Raw genomic sequence first — 16,208 nt, 5'->3', positions numbered from 1 at the left:
AGGGATGCGCGGTGAGGACCCCTCACCGCGCAGGCCCCGCCAAACGGACCGCTAGCGGCGGGTCTGCTCGTCGAGGTTGTCGATCAGGGCGTTGGCGAGGCCGACCAATATGGCGATCTGGTCTTCGTCGCGTTCGATCCAGCGACATTCGGGCACCGGGGCCACCGGCACGAAGCCCAGGTGCTCTTCCCAGACCAGCAGCGTGCGGTCGGCGCCGAGCACATATTGCTGCCACCACACCTGCCGCATATAACTGCGCGGAATGCTGCGCCACGGCTTGCTCGTGGTCTTGATCTCGGCCAGGTGCAGATCGCCATTGGCCGCCACGCCGACTCCGTCGGGTGTGGCCAGATGCCGCGGGTGCGCGAGCGAACGGAACAGGTTCGTGCTCGGCTCGATGCCGTAGTTCTCCAGCACCCAGGCGGCGATGACCGGTTCCCGGGCCCGCCCGTGGTCGGTGTAGCTGTTGCCGGTGAAGCTCGTGCCGTGCATTTTGTCGTGGGCCGCGTTCAGAATGGATTTCGGAGTCGACAGTTTCGCGACATCCGTTGCGGTGATTCCCTGGTTGCGTGCCCGCAGCCAGGCCACCCGGTCGGTCGAGTCGGCGACGATGCGCAGCGTGTGCGGTGCCGGCAGCAGAGCGGATGCTGCAAGGTGCGTTGAAGGCTGGTCCAGATCGAAGAGGGACAGCGTTGAATTCGGCACCCCTCTATTGTGTGCCCGCGCGCCCGGTCGGCGCGCCACCGCCACGGAGTGCCGCTCGTTTGCTGCCGCGCACGCTGCGACCGCTCGCCGCGCCGCGTTCCACCCGACACGCCCCGCTCGGCAGCCCCGAAACTCTGAGAATCGTTATCGCGAAGTGATCTGAGTTCGCTAGCGTGAGTGCACGGCAACCAACCGGGGGAATACTATGTCGCACCGCGCACGCACAGCTGGAGGCGTAGTCGCGATCACGCTCGCCATTTTGCTCAGCGGATGCGCCGGCCTCCCCGGCTTCCCCGCCGCGACCGACGCTCCGATCGCGCACCTCGTCGAAGGGGTCGACTGCCAGGCGCCCAACCTCAATCACGACATCGCCGTGCAGGAGGGTGTTCCGACCCAAACCGACCTGACCGCCGAGCACCCCGCCGCGCCGGATCCGGGACGGGTTCCGACCGACTTCAACCCCGTCGCCGCCTATCGCTGCACCTTTTTCGGCAGCCTCGACGACGCGCAGGGCCGCTGGTCGGCAGTGCAGGTCGAGACCCTCGAGGGCGACTTCGGCGCGCTGCTGTCGGCGCTCGCCGAACCCAGCGACCAGGCGGGCCCCAATCAGGCCTGCACCGCCGACATGGAGCTGGTGCCCACACTCTGGCTGCAAAACTCCAATGGTGAGGCGCTGCGGGCGGCCTGGCCGCGCACCTCCTGCGGCAAAACCAAGCCGGCGACCCACACCGCTCTCGACGAGCTCGAGCTGACCGACACGACCCTGCTTCCGCTCGTGTTGCAGGTCACGCGAGAGGCGCTCGACGCCAATTGCGCGATGACGGCCGGCACGCCCGAGCAGTCGCTGCTCTTTGGCGGTATGGGCCTGCAGACCTTTCCGGACGGCATGAGCGACGGTGCTGAACCGACCACGATTCCGGCGCCGCCGGCCGAGGCTCCGTCCCTCGCCGGCGTCGACGGCGCGAGCGTCTGCGTCTACACGGTCGATCTGCAGCAAGACCCCGACCTCAGCGAGCTCAACTCCGTCGCGGGGATCGATGACCTCGCTCTCGGCGCAATGATGAACCTGCAGTTCGGCACCTTTGCCGGCGCGAGCACCCTTGAAGCGGATGCTGCGGCGCTGCTCGCCGCCGCAGCATCCGCTTCGCAGGCGCCCGAGTGCAGCACCGACCCGACCCGGTTTGCGGTGCTCTGGCCGGAGCGCGCAGGCACCCGGCTCGACACGTCGATTCAGGTCGAACTCGACGGCTGCCAGAGGCTGTTCCTGCCCGGCAGCCACGCGCTCGTGCCCGCGCCGGAACTGCTCAACATCCTGCAATAAACCGCGAGCGCGCTCAGTCAATCGACGCGCGAAGCGGCGGGGCCGCCGTTCGATGCGTGTGCAGCCGTCCGGCGCGGTCGAGAAAGTACAGACCACCCCGAACGATGTTGATCTCCCCGCTCAGCGGCGGGGTATTCGCGAGCTCAGAGAAGCCGGTGCGGTCGAGCACCCCGAGCTTGCTCGTGCCGTAGGCCTTGGCATAGAGCACCCCGTTGTAGGCGACCAGCCCGGTGAATCGCCCGTTCGATGCGAGGCTGAAGGTTGACCGCGCCCAGACATAGACGTGACGGCGCGTGCGAATATATAGCGCCTCATCAAGGGCGGCGAACTCGAACGGCCCGTCGGCGGGAACGCCGTCCAGCCGGGTAAACGATGACCCGCGGTAGCTCGAGATGGCGCACACCTCTGAGTCATGGTGAACGATATAGAGTTCCTGACCAAACACCGTCAGGGCGAGAATATCGATCGGGGATCCGGCTACTGGAACCAGGTCACGGCCGTTGACGTACCAGAGGCCGGACTGTAAGCGAAAGTACGCTCGTCCGCGAAAGCTGGTCAGGAGCAGTTGCGAGGCCTCGGTTGTGGCGATGAAGGTGAACCGGCCGTTGCGATAGCGATGGATCGACGTGAGACCCGGATGCCGGTCGGACTCGGCCGTCAGATACAGGTCGCTGCCCACGGCGACGATGCGCGTGATTCCTGCCGGGGCCTGAGGCACGGTGGCCAGGCTCGAACCGTCGAAGCAGAACAGCGCATCTCGTCCGTAGACCAGAAAGTAGGTCTTTTTGCCGACGTCGGTCAGATTGTGGGCATCGGCCGGGGCGTGGTCGACGAGTGCAGCAGGGCTCGAAGGTAGTGCTCGGCGGCGGAGCAGGGCTGTCAAGGTCATGGCCGGTTCCCCCCGTGTCGCACCTCGTGTCTGATCGATCATGCTCGCCCCACCTCAGGATTTACGGCAGAATTCGGGACGAAACCCAAGGATTGCTCCAGCACGCGGCAAATTCGCACGCCCGGGCAAGGCTGCTCACAGTGAGGGCTAGGGCAACGCATAGTCGACTCATAGAAAAGTAGCGATACTTACTACTATGAGCACACGTGAGAGCGCGCACACCGGCCACGGCCCCCGACTGACCAAGGCCGACGGCAGTGCCATTCGCGTACTCGTCGTCGACGACGAACCGACGCTCACTGATCTGCTCTCGATGGCCCTGCGCTATGAGGGCTGGGAGGTGCGCACCGCCGGCGAAGGCCGCCAAGCACTCAGCATCGCCCGCGAATTCCGCCCCGACGCCATCGTTCTCGACATCATGCTGCCCGACATCGACGGCCTGCAGGTGCTGCAGCGGGTGCGCGCCGACGGCTACGAGACACCGGTGCTGTTTCTGACCGCCAAGGATTCCCTCGACGACCGCATCAATGGCCTCACCGCCGGCGGCGACGACTACGTCACCAAACCGTTCAGCCTCGAGGAGGTCGTTGCCCGGCTGCGCGGTCTCATCCGCCGCTCCACCCTCGCCGTGGCCGACTCGACCGACCCGCGCATTACCGTCGGCGACCTCACCCTCAATGAGGACAGCTACGAGGTGTTTCGCGACGGCGACGCCATCGAACTGACCGCGACCGAGTTCGAACTGCTGCGCTTTCTCATGCGCAATCCGCGCCGGGTGCTCAGCAAAGCCCAGATTCTCGACCGGGTCTGGAGCTACGACTTCGGCGGCAAATCCAGCGTCGTCGAAATCTACATCTCGTACCTGCGCAAGAAGGTCGATGTCGGCCGCGAGCCGATGATCCACACGGTGCGTGGCGCCGGTTACATGCTCAAAACTGCTTCATGACTGAGCGGATGCCCCGTCGCCGCGGCCGCCCCCGCTCGCCCTGGACCCTGCAGCGCCGCCTCGTGCTCACCGTCGTCGGGCTGCTCGCGGTCGTGAGCATCACGATCGGCATAGTGAGCGTCGTCATTCTGCGCGCTTCCCTGGTCGACCGGCTAGACCTACAGCTCGCCTCGGCCGCTGACCGTTCCGGGGCCGCGCTCGGCGGCGTCGGCGACAACGACGGCGACCGTCTCGGCGACCTGCCCGGCAACCCCTACTTCGGCACTCCGACGGCCGACAGCATTCTCAGCGGCCCGGCCCAGCCGCCCGGACTGCTCGCCCTCGTCTACGACGGAACCAGCATCACGACCGGCTACACCGACGACGAGAGCGGACAAATCGAGGCGCTCACGTCGGAGCAGGTACAGATCCTCGCCGACCACGTCAACCAATCGACGCCGGTCACGGTGCACCTCGGCGGCGAACTCGGCGAGTACCGGGTGCAGGCCGAAACGTCCCGCACCGGCACGCTCTATCTGGTTGGCCTTCCGCTTTCCGGAGTTGCTGCCACGGCCGCCCAACTGGCCCTGATCGTTGGCCTTGTTTCGCTCGTCGGACTCGTGATCGTCGCCATCATCGCCGCCTGGGTGGTGCGGCTGGCCCTGCGCCCACTGCAGAGGGTCACCGCGACCGCCACCCGGGTCGCGCAGCTGCCGCTGGACCGCGGCGAGGTCTCGCTCGATGATCGGGTTCCGGCCGGCGACACCGATCCGCGCACCGAGGTCGGCCGGGTCGGCGCCGCCCTCAACCGCATGCTCGACCACGTCGACCTCGCCCTGGAGGCTCGGCAGGCGAGCGAACGCAAGGTGCGCCAGTTCGTCGCCGACGCGAGCCACGAACTGCGCACCCCGCTGGCATCCATTCGCGGGTATTCCGAACTCACTCGCCGCAGCGGCCAGGAGCTGCCGCCCGACGCCATGCACGCGCTCGGTCGCATCGAGTCGGAGTCGGTGCGCATGACCGGGCTGGTCGAGGATCTGCTGTTGCTGGCCCGCCTCGACGAGGGCCGTGAACTCGAACTGGAGCCGGTGGACCTCACCATGCTGCTCGTCGACGCCGTCAGCGACGCGCACGCCGCCGGCCCCGATCACGGCTGGAACGTCGAGCTGCCCGAAGAACCTATCGAGGCGACCGGCGACGAACCGCGCCTGCGTCAGGTCATCGCCAACCTGCTCGCTAACGCCCGGATCCACACGGATGCCGGCAGCAGCGTGGTCATCGCGCTCACCGCCATCGGCGACCAGGCCGTCATCACGGTCACCGATAACGGTCCGGGCATTCCGGATGCCCTCAAAAACACCCTGTTCGAACGGTTCGCCCGCGGCGACAGCTCACGCTTTCGCGGAACCGGCAGCACCGGCCTGGGCCTCGCCATCGTGGCAGCGGTCGTCGCTGCGCACCACGGCGAAGTCAGTGTCGAGAGCGTTCCCGGTCGCACCCAGTTTCGGGTGGCGCTTCCGCTCGTCGCGGCCTAGTCGGCTTCGTTCAGCCGCTCCAGCAGAACGGCGAACTGGTCGAGCTCGGTGGTCGTCCAGGTGCTGAGACGTCGGTGAACGAGAGCGGTGCGCTCGCGGCGCACCTTGGCCAGCTTCGCCTCGGCGAGCGGGGTGAGCGCCAAAAACCGCGCGCGACCGTCGCGCGGATCGACCCGGGTTCCGACGAGGTCCAGCCCACAGAGCAGCCTGGCCTGGCGGCTGATCATGCTCCGATCCACCGCGAGCACCTCGGCGACGACTCCGGCGTGGGTTTCGCCCCGTCGAGCGAGCACGCGCAGCACAGCCAGCCCGAACGGCTCCAGGGCCGGGTCGATGCTGGCCGCGGTCGACCGGGTGCTGGCCCGGATTCCCGAGGCGAGCAGGGCCATTTGCGCCTCAACCCGGGCGAGTTCGGGGCTCTCGCCATCCACAAATGTCGGTGCGACCGTGTCACTCATCGCGTGTTGTCCTGGTCTTGTCGCTGGCGGGCCGCACGATACGAATCGACTGGGTATCGTGGGCGCGCCCCACCGGCAGCAGTCCAGCGGATGCCGCGCTCACGTCGATCACGATGTCCTCCACGGTTTCCGTCTCGCGCAGCCGGGTCGATTCCGGCGCCGGAGTCGACTCTACGGTGGCCGAGCGCACCCGATCGATGCCGGTCTCCGTGCCGAGCGGATGATTGGGCAGCAGCGACACCATGAGAAGGGTCACGAGAACCAGCGGCGCGCTGACCAGGAAGATCAGGCCGACGCCGGAGCCGTAGGCCGTTTCCACGATGATGCGCAGCACGTCGGGCAGCAGATTGACCTGCGGGATGACACCGTCGCCCAGTAGTCGACCCGCATCCGCTTGATTGGCGGGGCTGAGATTGCCGACGCGGCTGCTGATCTGCGTGGCTACGACACTGCCCAGAATCGACCCCATCACCGAGACACCGACCGCGCCGCCGAGGCTGCGGAAGAAGGTGACCGAGCTGGTGGCGACGCCGAGGTGTCGCACCTCAATGGTGTTCTGCACGACCAGAACGAGGTTCTGCATGACCATGCCCAGGCCGGCTCCGAGGGTAAACATATAGACGCCGACGAAGACGAGGCTGGTGTGCACATCGAGCGTGCCGAGCAGGGTGGTGCCGACGAGCATGAGCACGGAGCCGGAGACCATGATCGATTTCCAGGTGCCGCGCCGACTGATCACGGTTCCGAACAGCGTCGACGAGATGAGTAAGCCGCCCATCATGGGAATGGTGAGCAGGCCGGACTCGGTTGGCGTCGCGCCACGGGCGAGCTGCATGTACTGGCTGAGAAAGACGGAGGTTCCGAACAGGGAGACGCCGACCGCGAGGCTCGCGACCGTCGCGAAGGTAAAGGTGCGATTGCGAAACAGGCTGAGCGGAATAATCGGCTCCGTGGCGCGCATCTCGACGATGACGGCCGCTACGAGCAGCAGGACGGCACCGATTACCATGACCCACGAGGTCAGCGACAGCCACTCAAACTGCGAACCGGCCAGGGTCACCCAGATCAGCAGCAGGGAGATGCCGCTCGTGATGAGCGCGGCCCCGAGGTAGTCGATGCGTACGACCCGCTTCGGCCGTGCCGGCAGGTGCAGGGTGCGCTGCAGCAGCACGATGGCGACGATTGCCACCGGCAGGGCGATGAAGAAGTTCCAGCGCCAGCCGAAGGCATCCGTTATGACGCCACCGAGCAGCGGGCCGCCGATGGTGCCGAGGGCCATGACCGCGCCGAACAGGCCGGCGTAGCGGCCGCGCTCGCGGGGGCTGATGATGTCGGCCATGATGATCTGGCTGAGGGCGACCAGGCCGCCGGCGCCGAGGCCCTGCAGCACCCGGAACGCGATGAGGGTGCCCGAGTCCTGCGAGAAGCCGGCGAGGGCGCTGCCGATGACGAAGACGGCGAGGGCCAGCTGAATGAGCAGCTTGCGGTTGAACAGGTCGGCGACCTTGCCCCAGATGGGCGTGCTCACCGTCGTGGCGAGCAGCGTCGCCGTGACGACCCAGGTGTAGGCCGACTGCGAGCCCTTGAGGTCACTCAAAATGAGCGGCAGCGAGGTGCTCACGACGGTGTTCGCCAGAATTGACACGAACATGCCCAGCAGCAGGCCCGACAGGGCTTCGAGCACCTGGCGGTGTGCCATCGAACCGTCGGGGGCACGCTCTCGAGCGGTTCGACTGGCGCGGGCCATGCGACTCCTTAAGTGGTTGACAGATATCAACGATAGGCAGATAGTGGACGCATGTCAACCATTTCGCGTCGGCAGACGCGACACTGGCCGGTAAGTGGATGCTGATTTGCGCGCGCCCGCAACCTGCCGTAAGGTGAACTCCAGCCACAGACCGCCGGTTGCTGCGCTATGTCGAAAGACAGAAGTGCAGACGAAGGTTCATTCACGTGAACGGCCCGCGCAGGTGTTCGAAGTTCAGTTACAGTCTTTTGGATTGTTCCCCAAGCTCCGGCGCCCTGCGCTGGAGCTTTTTTCATGTCTGCGCCCCGGGCTACCCGGCACATGATTATTAATGAGGAGCACCATGGCGAACAAGGAAGCAACGGTCGCCGAGCTTACGGAGAAATTCCAGAGCTCGACCGCCGTTCTGCTCACCGAGTACCGCGGTCTCACTGTTGCGCAGCTCAAGAGCCTGCGTAAGTCCATCAGTGAGGACGCCACGTACGCCGTGGTAAAGAACACGCTCACCAAGATTGCGGCCAACAATGCCGGCATCACCTCGTTCGACGAGGAACTTGTCGGTCCGTCCGCTATCGCCTTCGTGCACGGAGACCCCGTCGCCGTCGCGAAGACCCTGCGTGCCTTTACCAAGGCAAACCCTCTCCTGGTGGTAAAGGGCGGTTACTTTGACGGTAACCCGCTCACCGCAGCGGAGGTTGGCAAGCTTGCCGACCTCGAGTCCCGCGAGGTGCTGCTGGCCAAGCTGGCCGGCGCCTTCAAGGCATCGCTGTTCGGAGCCGCTTATCTCTTCCAGGCACCGCTGTCGAAGGCTGTTCGCACCATCGACGCGCTGCGTGAGAAGCAGGAGTCCGCGAACTAGGCACCTGCCTGGTTCACGGTTCACGAATTTTTAAGAAACTAATAGGAGTACATCATGGCAAAGCTTTCCACTGAAGACCTGCTTGAGCAGTTCAAGGGCCTGACCCTCATCGAGCTCTCCGAGTTCGTCAAGGCGTTCGAGGAGACCTTCGAGGTCACCGCAGCCGCTCCCGTCGCCGCTGCCGGAGCCGCTGGCCCCGCCGCTGCTGCTGAAGAGGTCGAAGAGCAGACCGCGTTCGACGTCATCCTTGACGTCGTTGGCGACAAGAAGATCCAGGTCATCAAGGTTGTGCGCGAGCTCACCAGCCTGGGCCTCGGCGAGGCCAAGGCCGTTGTCGATGGCGCACCGAAGGCCGTCCTCGAGGGCGTTGCCAAGGATGCTGCCGAGAAGGCCAAGGCTTCCCTCGAAGAGGCCGGCGCAACCGTTACCCTCAAGTAATCATCGCCCCACAGGGGCTCTGATTGAGGCGTAGCCGACCAGTCTTCGGACTGATCAGCGTGCAAGGGGCGTCGTTTCCGAAAGGAGACGGCGCCCCTTTGTCGTACCCCAGTGGGCCTGATGAGCGTTACCCACAGCGGATGCCGCGCTCGCGCAGGTGTGTTGTCAGGAACCAGAGACGGTCGGTTGACGTGGCGCGCTCGTGCTCGAACGAATAACGAGGTTCGTCTGGAGCACGGTGGACGCGTCATCGTGCCCACCAAGCGTTGGGTTCTCAAACTCGGCCAGCAGCGAGGCAACCGCGAGCTGGCCCTGCCGACGCGGATGCTGCTCCAGTGTTGTGAGACGAAACATTGTGGAATATGGATGCCCGTCGATTCCGATCACGCTGAGCTCTGCTGGCACCTGGATACCCAATTCCCGAGCCGCGACAATGAGTCCAATCGCGATCTCGTCGCTCGCCGCGAAGATCGCGGTCGGGCGCTGCCGTGGGTCGCCCAGGAGGGCCAGGCCGCGCTCATGGCCACCGGGAACGGTGAATTCAGAGGTATGAAGGCACCCTTGCACCGGTAAACCCGCCGCCGTCATGGCCGCCTCGAAACCGCCATAGCGGTTTCTGTGCACGTGAAAATCCATCTCATTGACCCGACTGCCGCCGACGTGCACGATGTCGCGATGCCCGAGGCTGAGCAGGTGCTCTGTGGCCAGCCTGGCAGCGGCAACGTCGTCGATGGAAATGGTCGGCACGCCGCGAATAGCGCCGCCGATCCCGACCAGCGGGCGCCCCAGACGATGTAGATGATTGACCTCGGCGTCGCTCAGGGCAACGCCCACCGAGACAATGCCGTCGAAACGCTTGCGGGCCAGAAAGAACTCAAAGACGCGCTCGCGTTCGGGGGAGGCCAGGGGCAGATTATACAGGGTCATGTCATAGCCCTGCTCGAGCAGTGCCTCTTCCACGCCTTCCAGCACCTCGGCGAAGAACCAACGGTTAATAAAAGGAATGATCACCCCGACGCTCTTGGTTCGGCCGGTCACCAGGCTGGCGGCGTTTTGTGACGCAACGTAACCGAGCTGCCTGGCCGCGTCGACAACCTTCTGGCGGGTCTCGGCCGAGACGTAGCCCCGGCCGCTCAGCGCCCGGCTGGCAGTGGCCTTGGCCACATCGGCGAGGCGCGCGACATCGGCAATTGAACTCATCAGGTCTCCGTCTTTGGCGACTGGTTCTCAGACACGATAGCGCGGGTTGGCGCATCATGGAACCGGTTCCATGATAACCCCTGATTCCCTGCTGATGTTCCGCCACACATGGAGGGTTTCCAGCGGCAGGTTTTGGATCTTTGCCATTTTGTTATCTTCGCAGGGTTGCTATCGCTGATCGGGTGACGTAATTTATGGTGTGGAACCGGTTCCCGAGTTGTGGCAGAAATAGCTTATTCTGGGCCGGTGCCACTAGTCCGGAGCTACCCGCCCTGACAGAATCTCAGCACCACCACTCGACCAAGCGCCACTCAATGAGGAGAAACAAGATGCGGTCTTCCCTGCACCGTCGAATTACAGCACCGCTCGCCCTGGCGGCGATCGCGGGTCTGGCCCTAACCGCTTGCTCTGGCGGCCCGGGAGCTACCACCAATGAAGCTGGCGCCGAGGGCGACGGCGTCGTCACCATCTATGGCACGATCGCCGACACCGAGGCCAAGCTGCTCGAAGAGTCCTGGGCCGGCTGGGCAGCAGACAACAACATTGACATTCAGTACGAATCGTCGAAGGAGTTCGAGTCGCAGATCTCCATTCGCGCCCAGGGTGGCAATGCCCCCGATATCGCGATTTTCCCGCAGCCCGGCCTCATGAAGGACCTGGCCTCCCGCGACTTCCTGAAGCCCGCCCCGGCGGCCGTCGAGGCGAACGCCGACGAGAACTGGTCGGCCGACTGGAAGGCCTACGGCACGGTCGACGACGTCTTCTACGGCGCCCCCCTCATGGCGAGCGTCAAGGGTTTTGTCTGGTATTCGCCGGCGAAGTTTGCGGAGTGGGGCGTTGAAGTGCCCACGACGTGGGACGAGCTGCTCGCCGTTACCCAGACCATCCAGGAAAAGACCGGCGCGGCCCCATGGTGCGCGGGCTTCGGCTCTGGCGACGCCACCGGCTGGCCGGGAACAGACTGGGTAGAAGACCTGGTGCTGCGCGAGGCCGGCGCCGAGACCTACGACAAGTGGGTCGCCAACGAGATTCCCTTCACCGACCCGGCCATCGCGTCGGCCTTCGACTCGCTGGGCGAAATTTTGCTCAACCCGGCCTTTGTCAATGCCACCTACGGCGACGTCGCATCGATCAACAGCACCCCCTTCGGTGACGTTGCCATCCCGGTCTCTGACGGAACCTGTGCGATGACCCACCAGGCATCGTTCTTTGATGGTTTCATCACGGATGCCGGTGGCGAGGTCGGTCCCGATGCTGACGTCTGGGCTTTCATCACCCCGTCCGTTGAGGCGGGCGGCCAGGCTGTTACCGGTGGTGGCGAAATCGTCGGTGCATTCTCCGACGATGCCGACACGCAGGCAGTTCTGGAGTACCTCTCCAGCGCCGACTGGGCCAACAGCCGGGTGGGCCTGGGTGGTGTGATCAGCGCCAACAAGGGACTCGATGCCAGCAAGGCGACGAGCCCCATCCTGCAGGAAGCGATCAAAATCCTGCAGGACCCGGACACCACTTTCCGTTTCGATGGCTCCGACCTGATGCCGGGTGCCGTGGGAGCCGGAACGTTCTGGAAGGGAATGGTGAGCTGGATCAACGGCACGCCGACCAGCGAGGTGCTCACCAGCATCGAAGCGGGTTGGCCGTCGAGCTAGCCTGAAACAGTCAACACTCAGGCATGAAACGGTGTGCCGCCCGCCTTCAGAAACGGGCGGCACACCGTGCGTGACAGGCGTACGTTGCGTATGCGTTTTCACCGGTTGTTGAGCGAATACCAGGGTTCACTGCCGTACTCGAAAGGTTTCAGATGTCCGCTTTCTTCTCCTGGCTGGCGCAATTACCAGCGCTGGCACAAGTTCCGATCGTCATTCTGGCTTTCGGTGTCGTTGTCGGTGCCATCTTGTTCTTTGTAGAGATTGCCCCCCGCTCTGGCCGCATCTACACGGTCATTCGTCTCGCCGTCTGCGTTCTGGCACCCCTGATTATTCTGCTGGTGGCCAACTCCTACACTTGGGCCATCATCGGTGCCGGTGTGCTGGGCCTCGGCTTCTTCTATATCGACTATCGATCGCGCAAGGGCGCTGGGTACCTATTTCAGCTGGTTGGTTTTCTCGCTCCCGCCATGCTCCTGCTGGCCATCGGCCTGGTCATTCCGACGATTCAAACCACCGTGCAGGCCTTCATGAGCGCTCGCGGTGACCGGTTCGTCGGCCTGGAGAACTTCATCTGGATCTTCACCCAGCCCGAAAACGTGCGCATCGTGCTCAACACGATCGTCTGGGTGCTCATCGTCCCGACCGTCTCGACCATTGCCGGCCTCGCCTACGCGGTATTCATCGACAAGAGCCGCGGTGAAAAATACTTCAAAATTCTGGTCTTTATGCCGATGGCTATTTCGCTGGTGGGGGCATCCATCATCTGGCGTTTCGTCTACACGGCCCGCCCAGCCGATCAGGAGCAGATCGGCCTGCTCAACCAGATCGTGGTGTTGTTTGGCGGCCAGCCGGTCGACTTTCTCTCCTTCTCTCCGTTCAACACCCTGTTCTTGATCGTGATTCTGATCTGGGTGCAGACCGGATTCGCGATGGTCGTGCTCTCGGCCGCCATTAAAGGCGTACCGACCGAGCAGATGGAGGCCGCCGAACTCGACGGAACCAACGCCTGGCAGCAGTTCGTGAACGTGACCGTTCCGGGCATCCGCGGCGCCCTCGTCGTAGTTCTGACGACAATTTCTATTATTTCGCTCAAGGTCTTCGACATTGTGCGCACCACGACGGCCGGCAATAACGAGACCAGCGTCGTGGCCAACGAAATGTATACCCAGTTCAAGAACTTCGAGCAGGGCCGCTCCGCCGCCTTCGCTCTGGTGCTCTTCCTGCTGGTGCTTCCGATCGTTGTCTATAACGCCCGCCAGATTAAGAAGCAGAGGGAAATCCGATGAGCGCGGTCATTCCGGTAGACGCCACCACTAAGCGCCGCAGCGCCCGGAGCGCGGAAGCAACGATCGCCCGCAAGACCAAGAAGCGGTTGACCAGCCGCGGAGCGACCATCGGGGCGCTTATCATCGCGGTGCTCTGGTCTATCCCTACCTTGGGCCTGCTGGTGTCGTCATTCCGACCGGCGCAGGAAGTGCGCACCACCGGCTGGTGGACCATCTTCACCAACACCGGGGTCACCTTCGACAACTACATCACGGCTCTGGCCGCCGGCAATAGCCAGATCAATCTGGCCGGGTCGTTCATTAACTCGATCGCAATCACCCTCCCGGCCACGCTCATCCCGTTGATGATTGCCAGCCTTGCGGCCTACGCCTTTGCCTGGATCGATTTTCGCGGCAAGAACGTGATGTTCATCGGAGTCTTCGCCCTGCAAATCGTGCCGATTCAGATGGCGCTCGTTCCGTTGTTGCAGTTCTTCTCCGGCGGCACGCTCTTCGGCTACCCGGTGGTCGCGGCGCTCAACCCGGGCAGCGGCTACTCGCAGGTCTGGATCGCGCACACCATGTTTGCCCTGCCGCTGGCCATCTATCTGCTGCACAACTTCGTCTCGGAGATACCGGCCGAAGTCATTGAAGCCGCTCGGGTTGATGGCGCTGGCCACGGGCAGATCTTCTTCCGCATCGTGTTGCCCCTGACCATGCCAGCCATCGCCTCGATCGCCATCTTCCAGTTTCTGTGGGTCTGGAACGACCTGCTGGTGGCGCTAATCTTCGCCGACGGCGCGGTTGCCCCGATGACCAAGCTGCTCGCCGAACTCTCCGGCGCCCGCGGCCAGGACTGGCATTTGCTCACGGCCGGTGCGTTCCTGTCTATTCTGGTGCCGCTGATCGTGTTCTTCTCCCTGCAACGCTTCTTCGTGCGGGGCCTGCTGGCCGGGTCTACCAAGGGGTAGGTGGGCCTGCAGATCTCCGGTGAATGGTTACCGGGGCCGACCCCGGCGGGGTGGCCCTCGGTCGTCATTCCCAGCGCAAGGCGTTGGTGTTGAGGGAGTTGTCGACGACGAGGCTGATGGTGCCGGCGACGTAACGGTCGACTGACCACTCAAGAGGTAGGCCGTCGCGGCTGAAGCTAACGCGCTTGTGCATGAGCAGCGGGGACCCGCGGCGCACATTGAGCAGCCGCGCGTCTTCCACCCCTGCTGGGCAGGCGGAAAACTGATGCTCCGCGCGGGAGAAAGTGATGTTGGCCGTCGCCGCGAGCCAGGCAGTCACCGACGGGCATTCGGACGGAATCTGCTCCACCTCGGCGCCGACCGAGTCCCGGTAGCGGGTGCGCTCCACCATGATGGCGTTGCCGTCAAGCAGGCGTACCCGCACAACGCAGAACACGCGAGCGGCTGTCGGTAGCCTAAGTTCCTCGCGGTCGAGCGGCGAAGCGTCCTGCCACACCCCCGAGATGACGTGGCCGGCTGGAACGCGCCCGCGCGACGATGCCCATTGGGCAAAACTGCGAAATTCTTCGAACGTGGCGGCTGGCCGCGGCTCGCCGACGACGGTGCGCCGACTGCCACGACGGGAGGCCAGGACCCCCTCGGTTTCGAGTTCGCCCAGCGCCTGCCGGATGGTACCGGGAGCAACGTCGAATTCTTCCGAGAGCTCACGTTCGCTGGGCAGCTGACTTCCGCGCTCATAGAAGCCCCGGGTAATTGCGCCTCGAACGGCTTCTGCAATGTCGTGATACCGCGCCACGCCCAACCTCACTCTGTACGGCCGCGCTCTGAGCACCCAGCCTGGATCACTGTCCAAAGTATTGCGTCACCGCAACGTGCGACGACCGCACCGGACTCACGCACTGGGGGTTCACCGAGCGTTTACCTACTCGTCACTCAATTTACCCATCCCGGCCCAACTTCTCTAGTGAACTTCGAACGTCAAAGATCAAAGTTCACTAGAGAAGTTGGGTGAGCGATGATCTTTTGTCTCGGGAGTCTCCGTCGGTGACCCACCGGTACACGATCATTCTGGCTGAAGAGGATTTCAATGAACACGTCGCACCGCCGTTATCTGCCCGCAATCCTGCTTGTCGGCGCGATTGGCCTGTCTGGTTGTGCCAGCACCTCCACTGACGCTGCCGCGGACGTCGGTTGGGCCGCCGCTACCTCGGTCGAAGCCGGCGGGGGGCTGGACAGCCTTATCACTGCTGCGCAGGCTGAAGGAACCCTGAACGTCATGGGACTCTATCCGGACTGGGCAAACTATGGGGTGTTGGTCGAGGAATTCACGGCGACCTACGGCATTGAAGTCGACAACGACACCTCGGCCGGTTCCAGCCAGGACCAGATCAATGCCATCAAGAACCGCATTGGCCAGAGCCGGTCTCTCGACTACCTCGACACCGGAGTTTCCTTCGCCAACAGCGCCAGTGCGGAGGGGCTCCTGGCTGAATATCGTCCTGCCACGGTCGCTGACATTGACCCGGCGCTGACGGACACCGATGGACGGTGGACGAACCAGTACGGCGGTTATGTCACTATCGGGTGTGACGCGGCGGCGGTGGCGGTGTGCCCCAGCTCTTTCGCCGAACTCGACGACCCGCAGTACGCCGGCAAGGTCGCCCTCACCGGAAACCCTGCCCAGGGCGAATCCGGCTTCAACGCGGTTTGGGCCGCAGCGATGGCGATGGGCGGCAGTCTCGACGACATCCAGCCGGGCATCGACTTCATGGCGGAGCTGTCGGCGAGCGGCATCCTCATTCCCGTCGAGGCCAACGCTGGAACGCTGGAAACCGGTGAAACCCCCATTATTATCAACTGGGACTACCTGAATTTGGCAGCCGCCGATGACACTGCCGCAGCTGGTGTCGATTTTAAAGTTGCCATCCCGACGGACGGCACTATGGCGTCTTACTACGCCGCGTCGATCAATGCAGACGCCCCGCACCCCGCTGCGGCACGCCTCTGGATCGAGTTCATGTACTCCGACGAGGGCCAGAATATCCTGCTCAATGGCTACACCCGACCCGTGCGTTTTGACGCACTGGTCGAATCCGGTGCTCTCGACACGGCTGCGGCCGATAGGCTTCCGACCGTCGCGAAGGGCTTCGAGTTTCCGTCCGAAGTCCAGCGCAGCGCCGCCAACCTGCTCCTGGCTGAGAAGTGGGACGCAGCGGTCGCCTCGTGACGCTCACGGTGGCTAGGAG

At 64.2% G+C, this 16,208-nt stretch carries 15 protein-coding genes; 9 read left to right on the top strand and 6 right to left on the bottom strand.

Translation table 11 applies throughout. The annotated features are described in order from the left end of the window. Positions 1 to 51: 51 nt before the first annotated feature. Positions 52 to 636 carry a YqaJ viral recombinase family protein gene (locus E3T46_RS12060; RefSeq protein ID WP_166789521.1) on the bottom strand — a complete coding sequence of 195 codons (585 nt, stop codon included), beginning with the start codon at positions 634 to 636 and terminating at the stop codon, positions 52 to 54. A 274-nt stretch (positions 637 to 910) separates the two neighbouring features. Here E3T46_RS12060 and E3T46_RS12055 point away from each other — a divergent pair, with 274 nt between their 5' ends. Next, complete coding sequence (locus E3T46_RS12055; protein WP_134578725.1) at positions 911 to 2,026, top strand: hypothetical protein; 1,116 nt, start codon at positions 911 to 913, stop codon at positions 2,024 to 2,026. A gap of 13 nt (positions 2,027 to 2,039) precedes the next feature. On the opposite strand, the gene E3T46_RS12050 is transcribed toward E3T46_RS12055, so the two are convergent. Beyond that, positions 2,040 to 2,915, bottom strand: coding sequence for a hypothetical protein (locus tag E3T46_RS12050; protein ID WP_134578724.1), 876 nt, complete (start codon positions 2,913 to 2,915; stop codon positions 2,040 to 2,042). A 196-nt stretch (positions 2,916 to 3,111) separates the two neighbouring features. On the opposite strand from E3T46_RS12050, the gene E3T46_RS12045 reads away from it, so the two are divergent. Continuing rightward, positions 3,112 to 3,861: a response regulator transcription factor gene (locus E3T46_RS12045; RefSeq protein WP_134578723.1), complete on the top strand. Its 750-nt coding sequence runs from the start codon at positions 3,112 to 3,114 to the stop codon at positions 3,859 to 3,861. Further along, positions 3,858 to 5,375: a HAMP domain-containing sensor histidine kinase gene (locus E3T46_RS12040; protein ID WP_198419205.1), complete on the top strand. Its 1,518-nt coding sequence runs from the start codon at positions 3,858 to 3,860 to the stop codon at positions 5,373 to 5,375. Before E3T46_RS12045 ends, E3T46_RS12040 begins: the two co-directional genes overlap by 4 nt. Here the strand turns inward: E3T46_RS12040 and E3T46_RS12035 are convergent. Further along, on the bottom strand, positions 5,372 to 5,833 hold the full coding sequence (locus E3T46_RS12035) for a MarR family winged helix-turn-helix transcriptional regulator (protein WP_134578722.1): 462 nt from the start codon (positions 5,831 to 5,833) through the stop codon (positions 5,372 to 5,374). The genes E3T46_RS12040 and E3T46_RS12035 overlap by 4 nt on opposite strands. Continuing rightward, the gene (locus E3T46_RS12030) at positions 5,826 to 7,580 is read right to left on the bottom strand and encodes an MDR family MFS transporter (protein ID WP_134578721.1); all 1,755 of its coding nucleotides are present in this window, start codon (positions 7,578 to 7,580) and stop codon (positions 5,826 to 5,828) included. The genes E3T46_RS12035 and E3T46_RS12030 overlap by 8 nt, the downstream gene beginning before the upstream one ends. A 343-nt stretch (positions 7,581 to 7,923) precedes the next feature. Between E3T46_RS12030 and rplJ the strand changes: the two genes are divergently transcribed. Further along, positions 7,924 to 8,439 carry a 50S ribosomal protein L10 gene (gene rplJ / locus E3T46_RS12025; RefSeq protein ID WP_092448362.1) on the top strand — a complete coding sequence of 172 codons (516 nt, stop codon included), beginning with the start codon at positions 7,924 to 7,926 and terminating at the stop codon, positions 8,437 to 8,439. Between the two features lie 54 nt (positions 8,440 to 8,493). Beyond that, complete coding sequence (rplL, locus tag E3T46_RS12020) at positions 8,494 to 8,877, top strand: 50S ribosomal protein L7/L12 (RefSeq protein ID WP_134555541.1); 384 nt, start codon at positions 8,494 to 8,496, stop codon at positions 8,875 to 8,877. Positions 8,878 to 9,042: 165 nt separating this feature from the next. Here the strand turns inward: rplL and E3T46_RS12015 are convergent, their stop codons facing one another. Next, complete coding sequence (locus E3T46_RS12015) at positions 9,043 to 10,077, bottom strand: LacI family DNA-binding transcriptional regulator (RefSeq protein WP_134578720.1); 1,035 nt, start codon at positions 10,075 to 10,077, stop codon at positions 9,043 to 9,045. Positions 10,078 to 10,406: 329 nt separating this feature from the next. Here E3T46_RS12015 and E3T46_RS12010 point away from each other — a divergent pair, with 329 nt between their 5' ends. The 3 genes from E3T46_RS12010 to E3T46_RS12000 all read left to right on the top strand — a co-directional run bounded on the left by E3T46_RS12010 (position 10,407) and on the right by E3T46_RS12000 (position 13,962). Then, a complete protein-coding gene (locus tag E3T46_RS12010; RefSeq protein ID WP_134578719.1) occupies positions 10,407 to 11,726 on the top strand; it encodes an ABC transporter substrate-binding protein in 1,320 nt (439 codons plus the stop codon). 152 nt (positions 11,727 to 11,878) lie between these two features. Next, positions 11,879 to 13,012, top strand: coding sequence for a sugar ABC transporter permease (locus E3T46_RS12005; protein WP_134578718.1), 1,134 nt, complete (start codon positions 11,879 to 11,881; stop codon positions 13,010 to 13,012). Further along, positions 13,009 to 13,962, top strand: a complete 954-nt coding sequence (locus E3T46_RS12000) for a carbohydrate ABC transporter permease (RefSeq protein WP_134444106.1) — start codon at positions 13,009 to 13,011, stop codon at positions 13,960 to 13,962. Before E3T46_RS12005 ends, E3T46_RS12000 begins: the two co-directional genes overlap by 4 nt. Before the next feature lie 64 nt (positions 13,963 to 14,026). On the opposite strand, the gene E3T46_RS11995 is transcribed toward E3T46_RS12000, so the two are convergent. Then, a complete protein-coding gene (locus tag E3T46_RS11995; protein WP_166790265.1) occupies positions 14,027 to 14,758 on the bottom strand; it encodes a GntR family transcriptional regulator in 732 nt (243 codons plus the stop codon). A 291-nt stretch (positions 14,759 to 15,049) separates the two neighbouring features. Between E3T46_RS11995 and E3T46_RS11990 the strand changes: the two genes are divergently transcribed. Beyond that, a complete protein-coding gene (locus tag E3T46_RS11990) occupies positions 15,050 to 16,189 on the top strand; it encodes an extracellular solute-binding protein (protein WP_134578716.1) in 1,140 nt (379 codons plus the stop codon). Positions 16,190 to 16,208: the final 19 nt, after the last annotated feature.

The sequence above is a fragment of the Cryobacterium sp. Hh11 genome (assembly GCF_004404045.1).
Classification (GTDB): Bacteria; Actinomycetota; Actinomycetes; order Actinomycetales; family Microbacteriaceae; genus Cryobacterium; species Cryobacterium levicorallinum.
The sequence above is the reverse complement of the archived record's forward strand: the minus strand, read 5'-3'. Positions and strand labels throughout refer to the sequence as shown.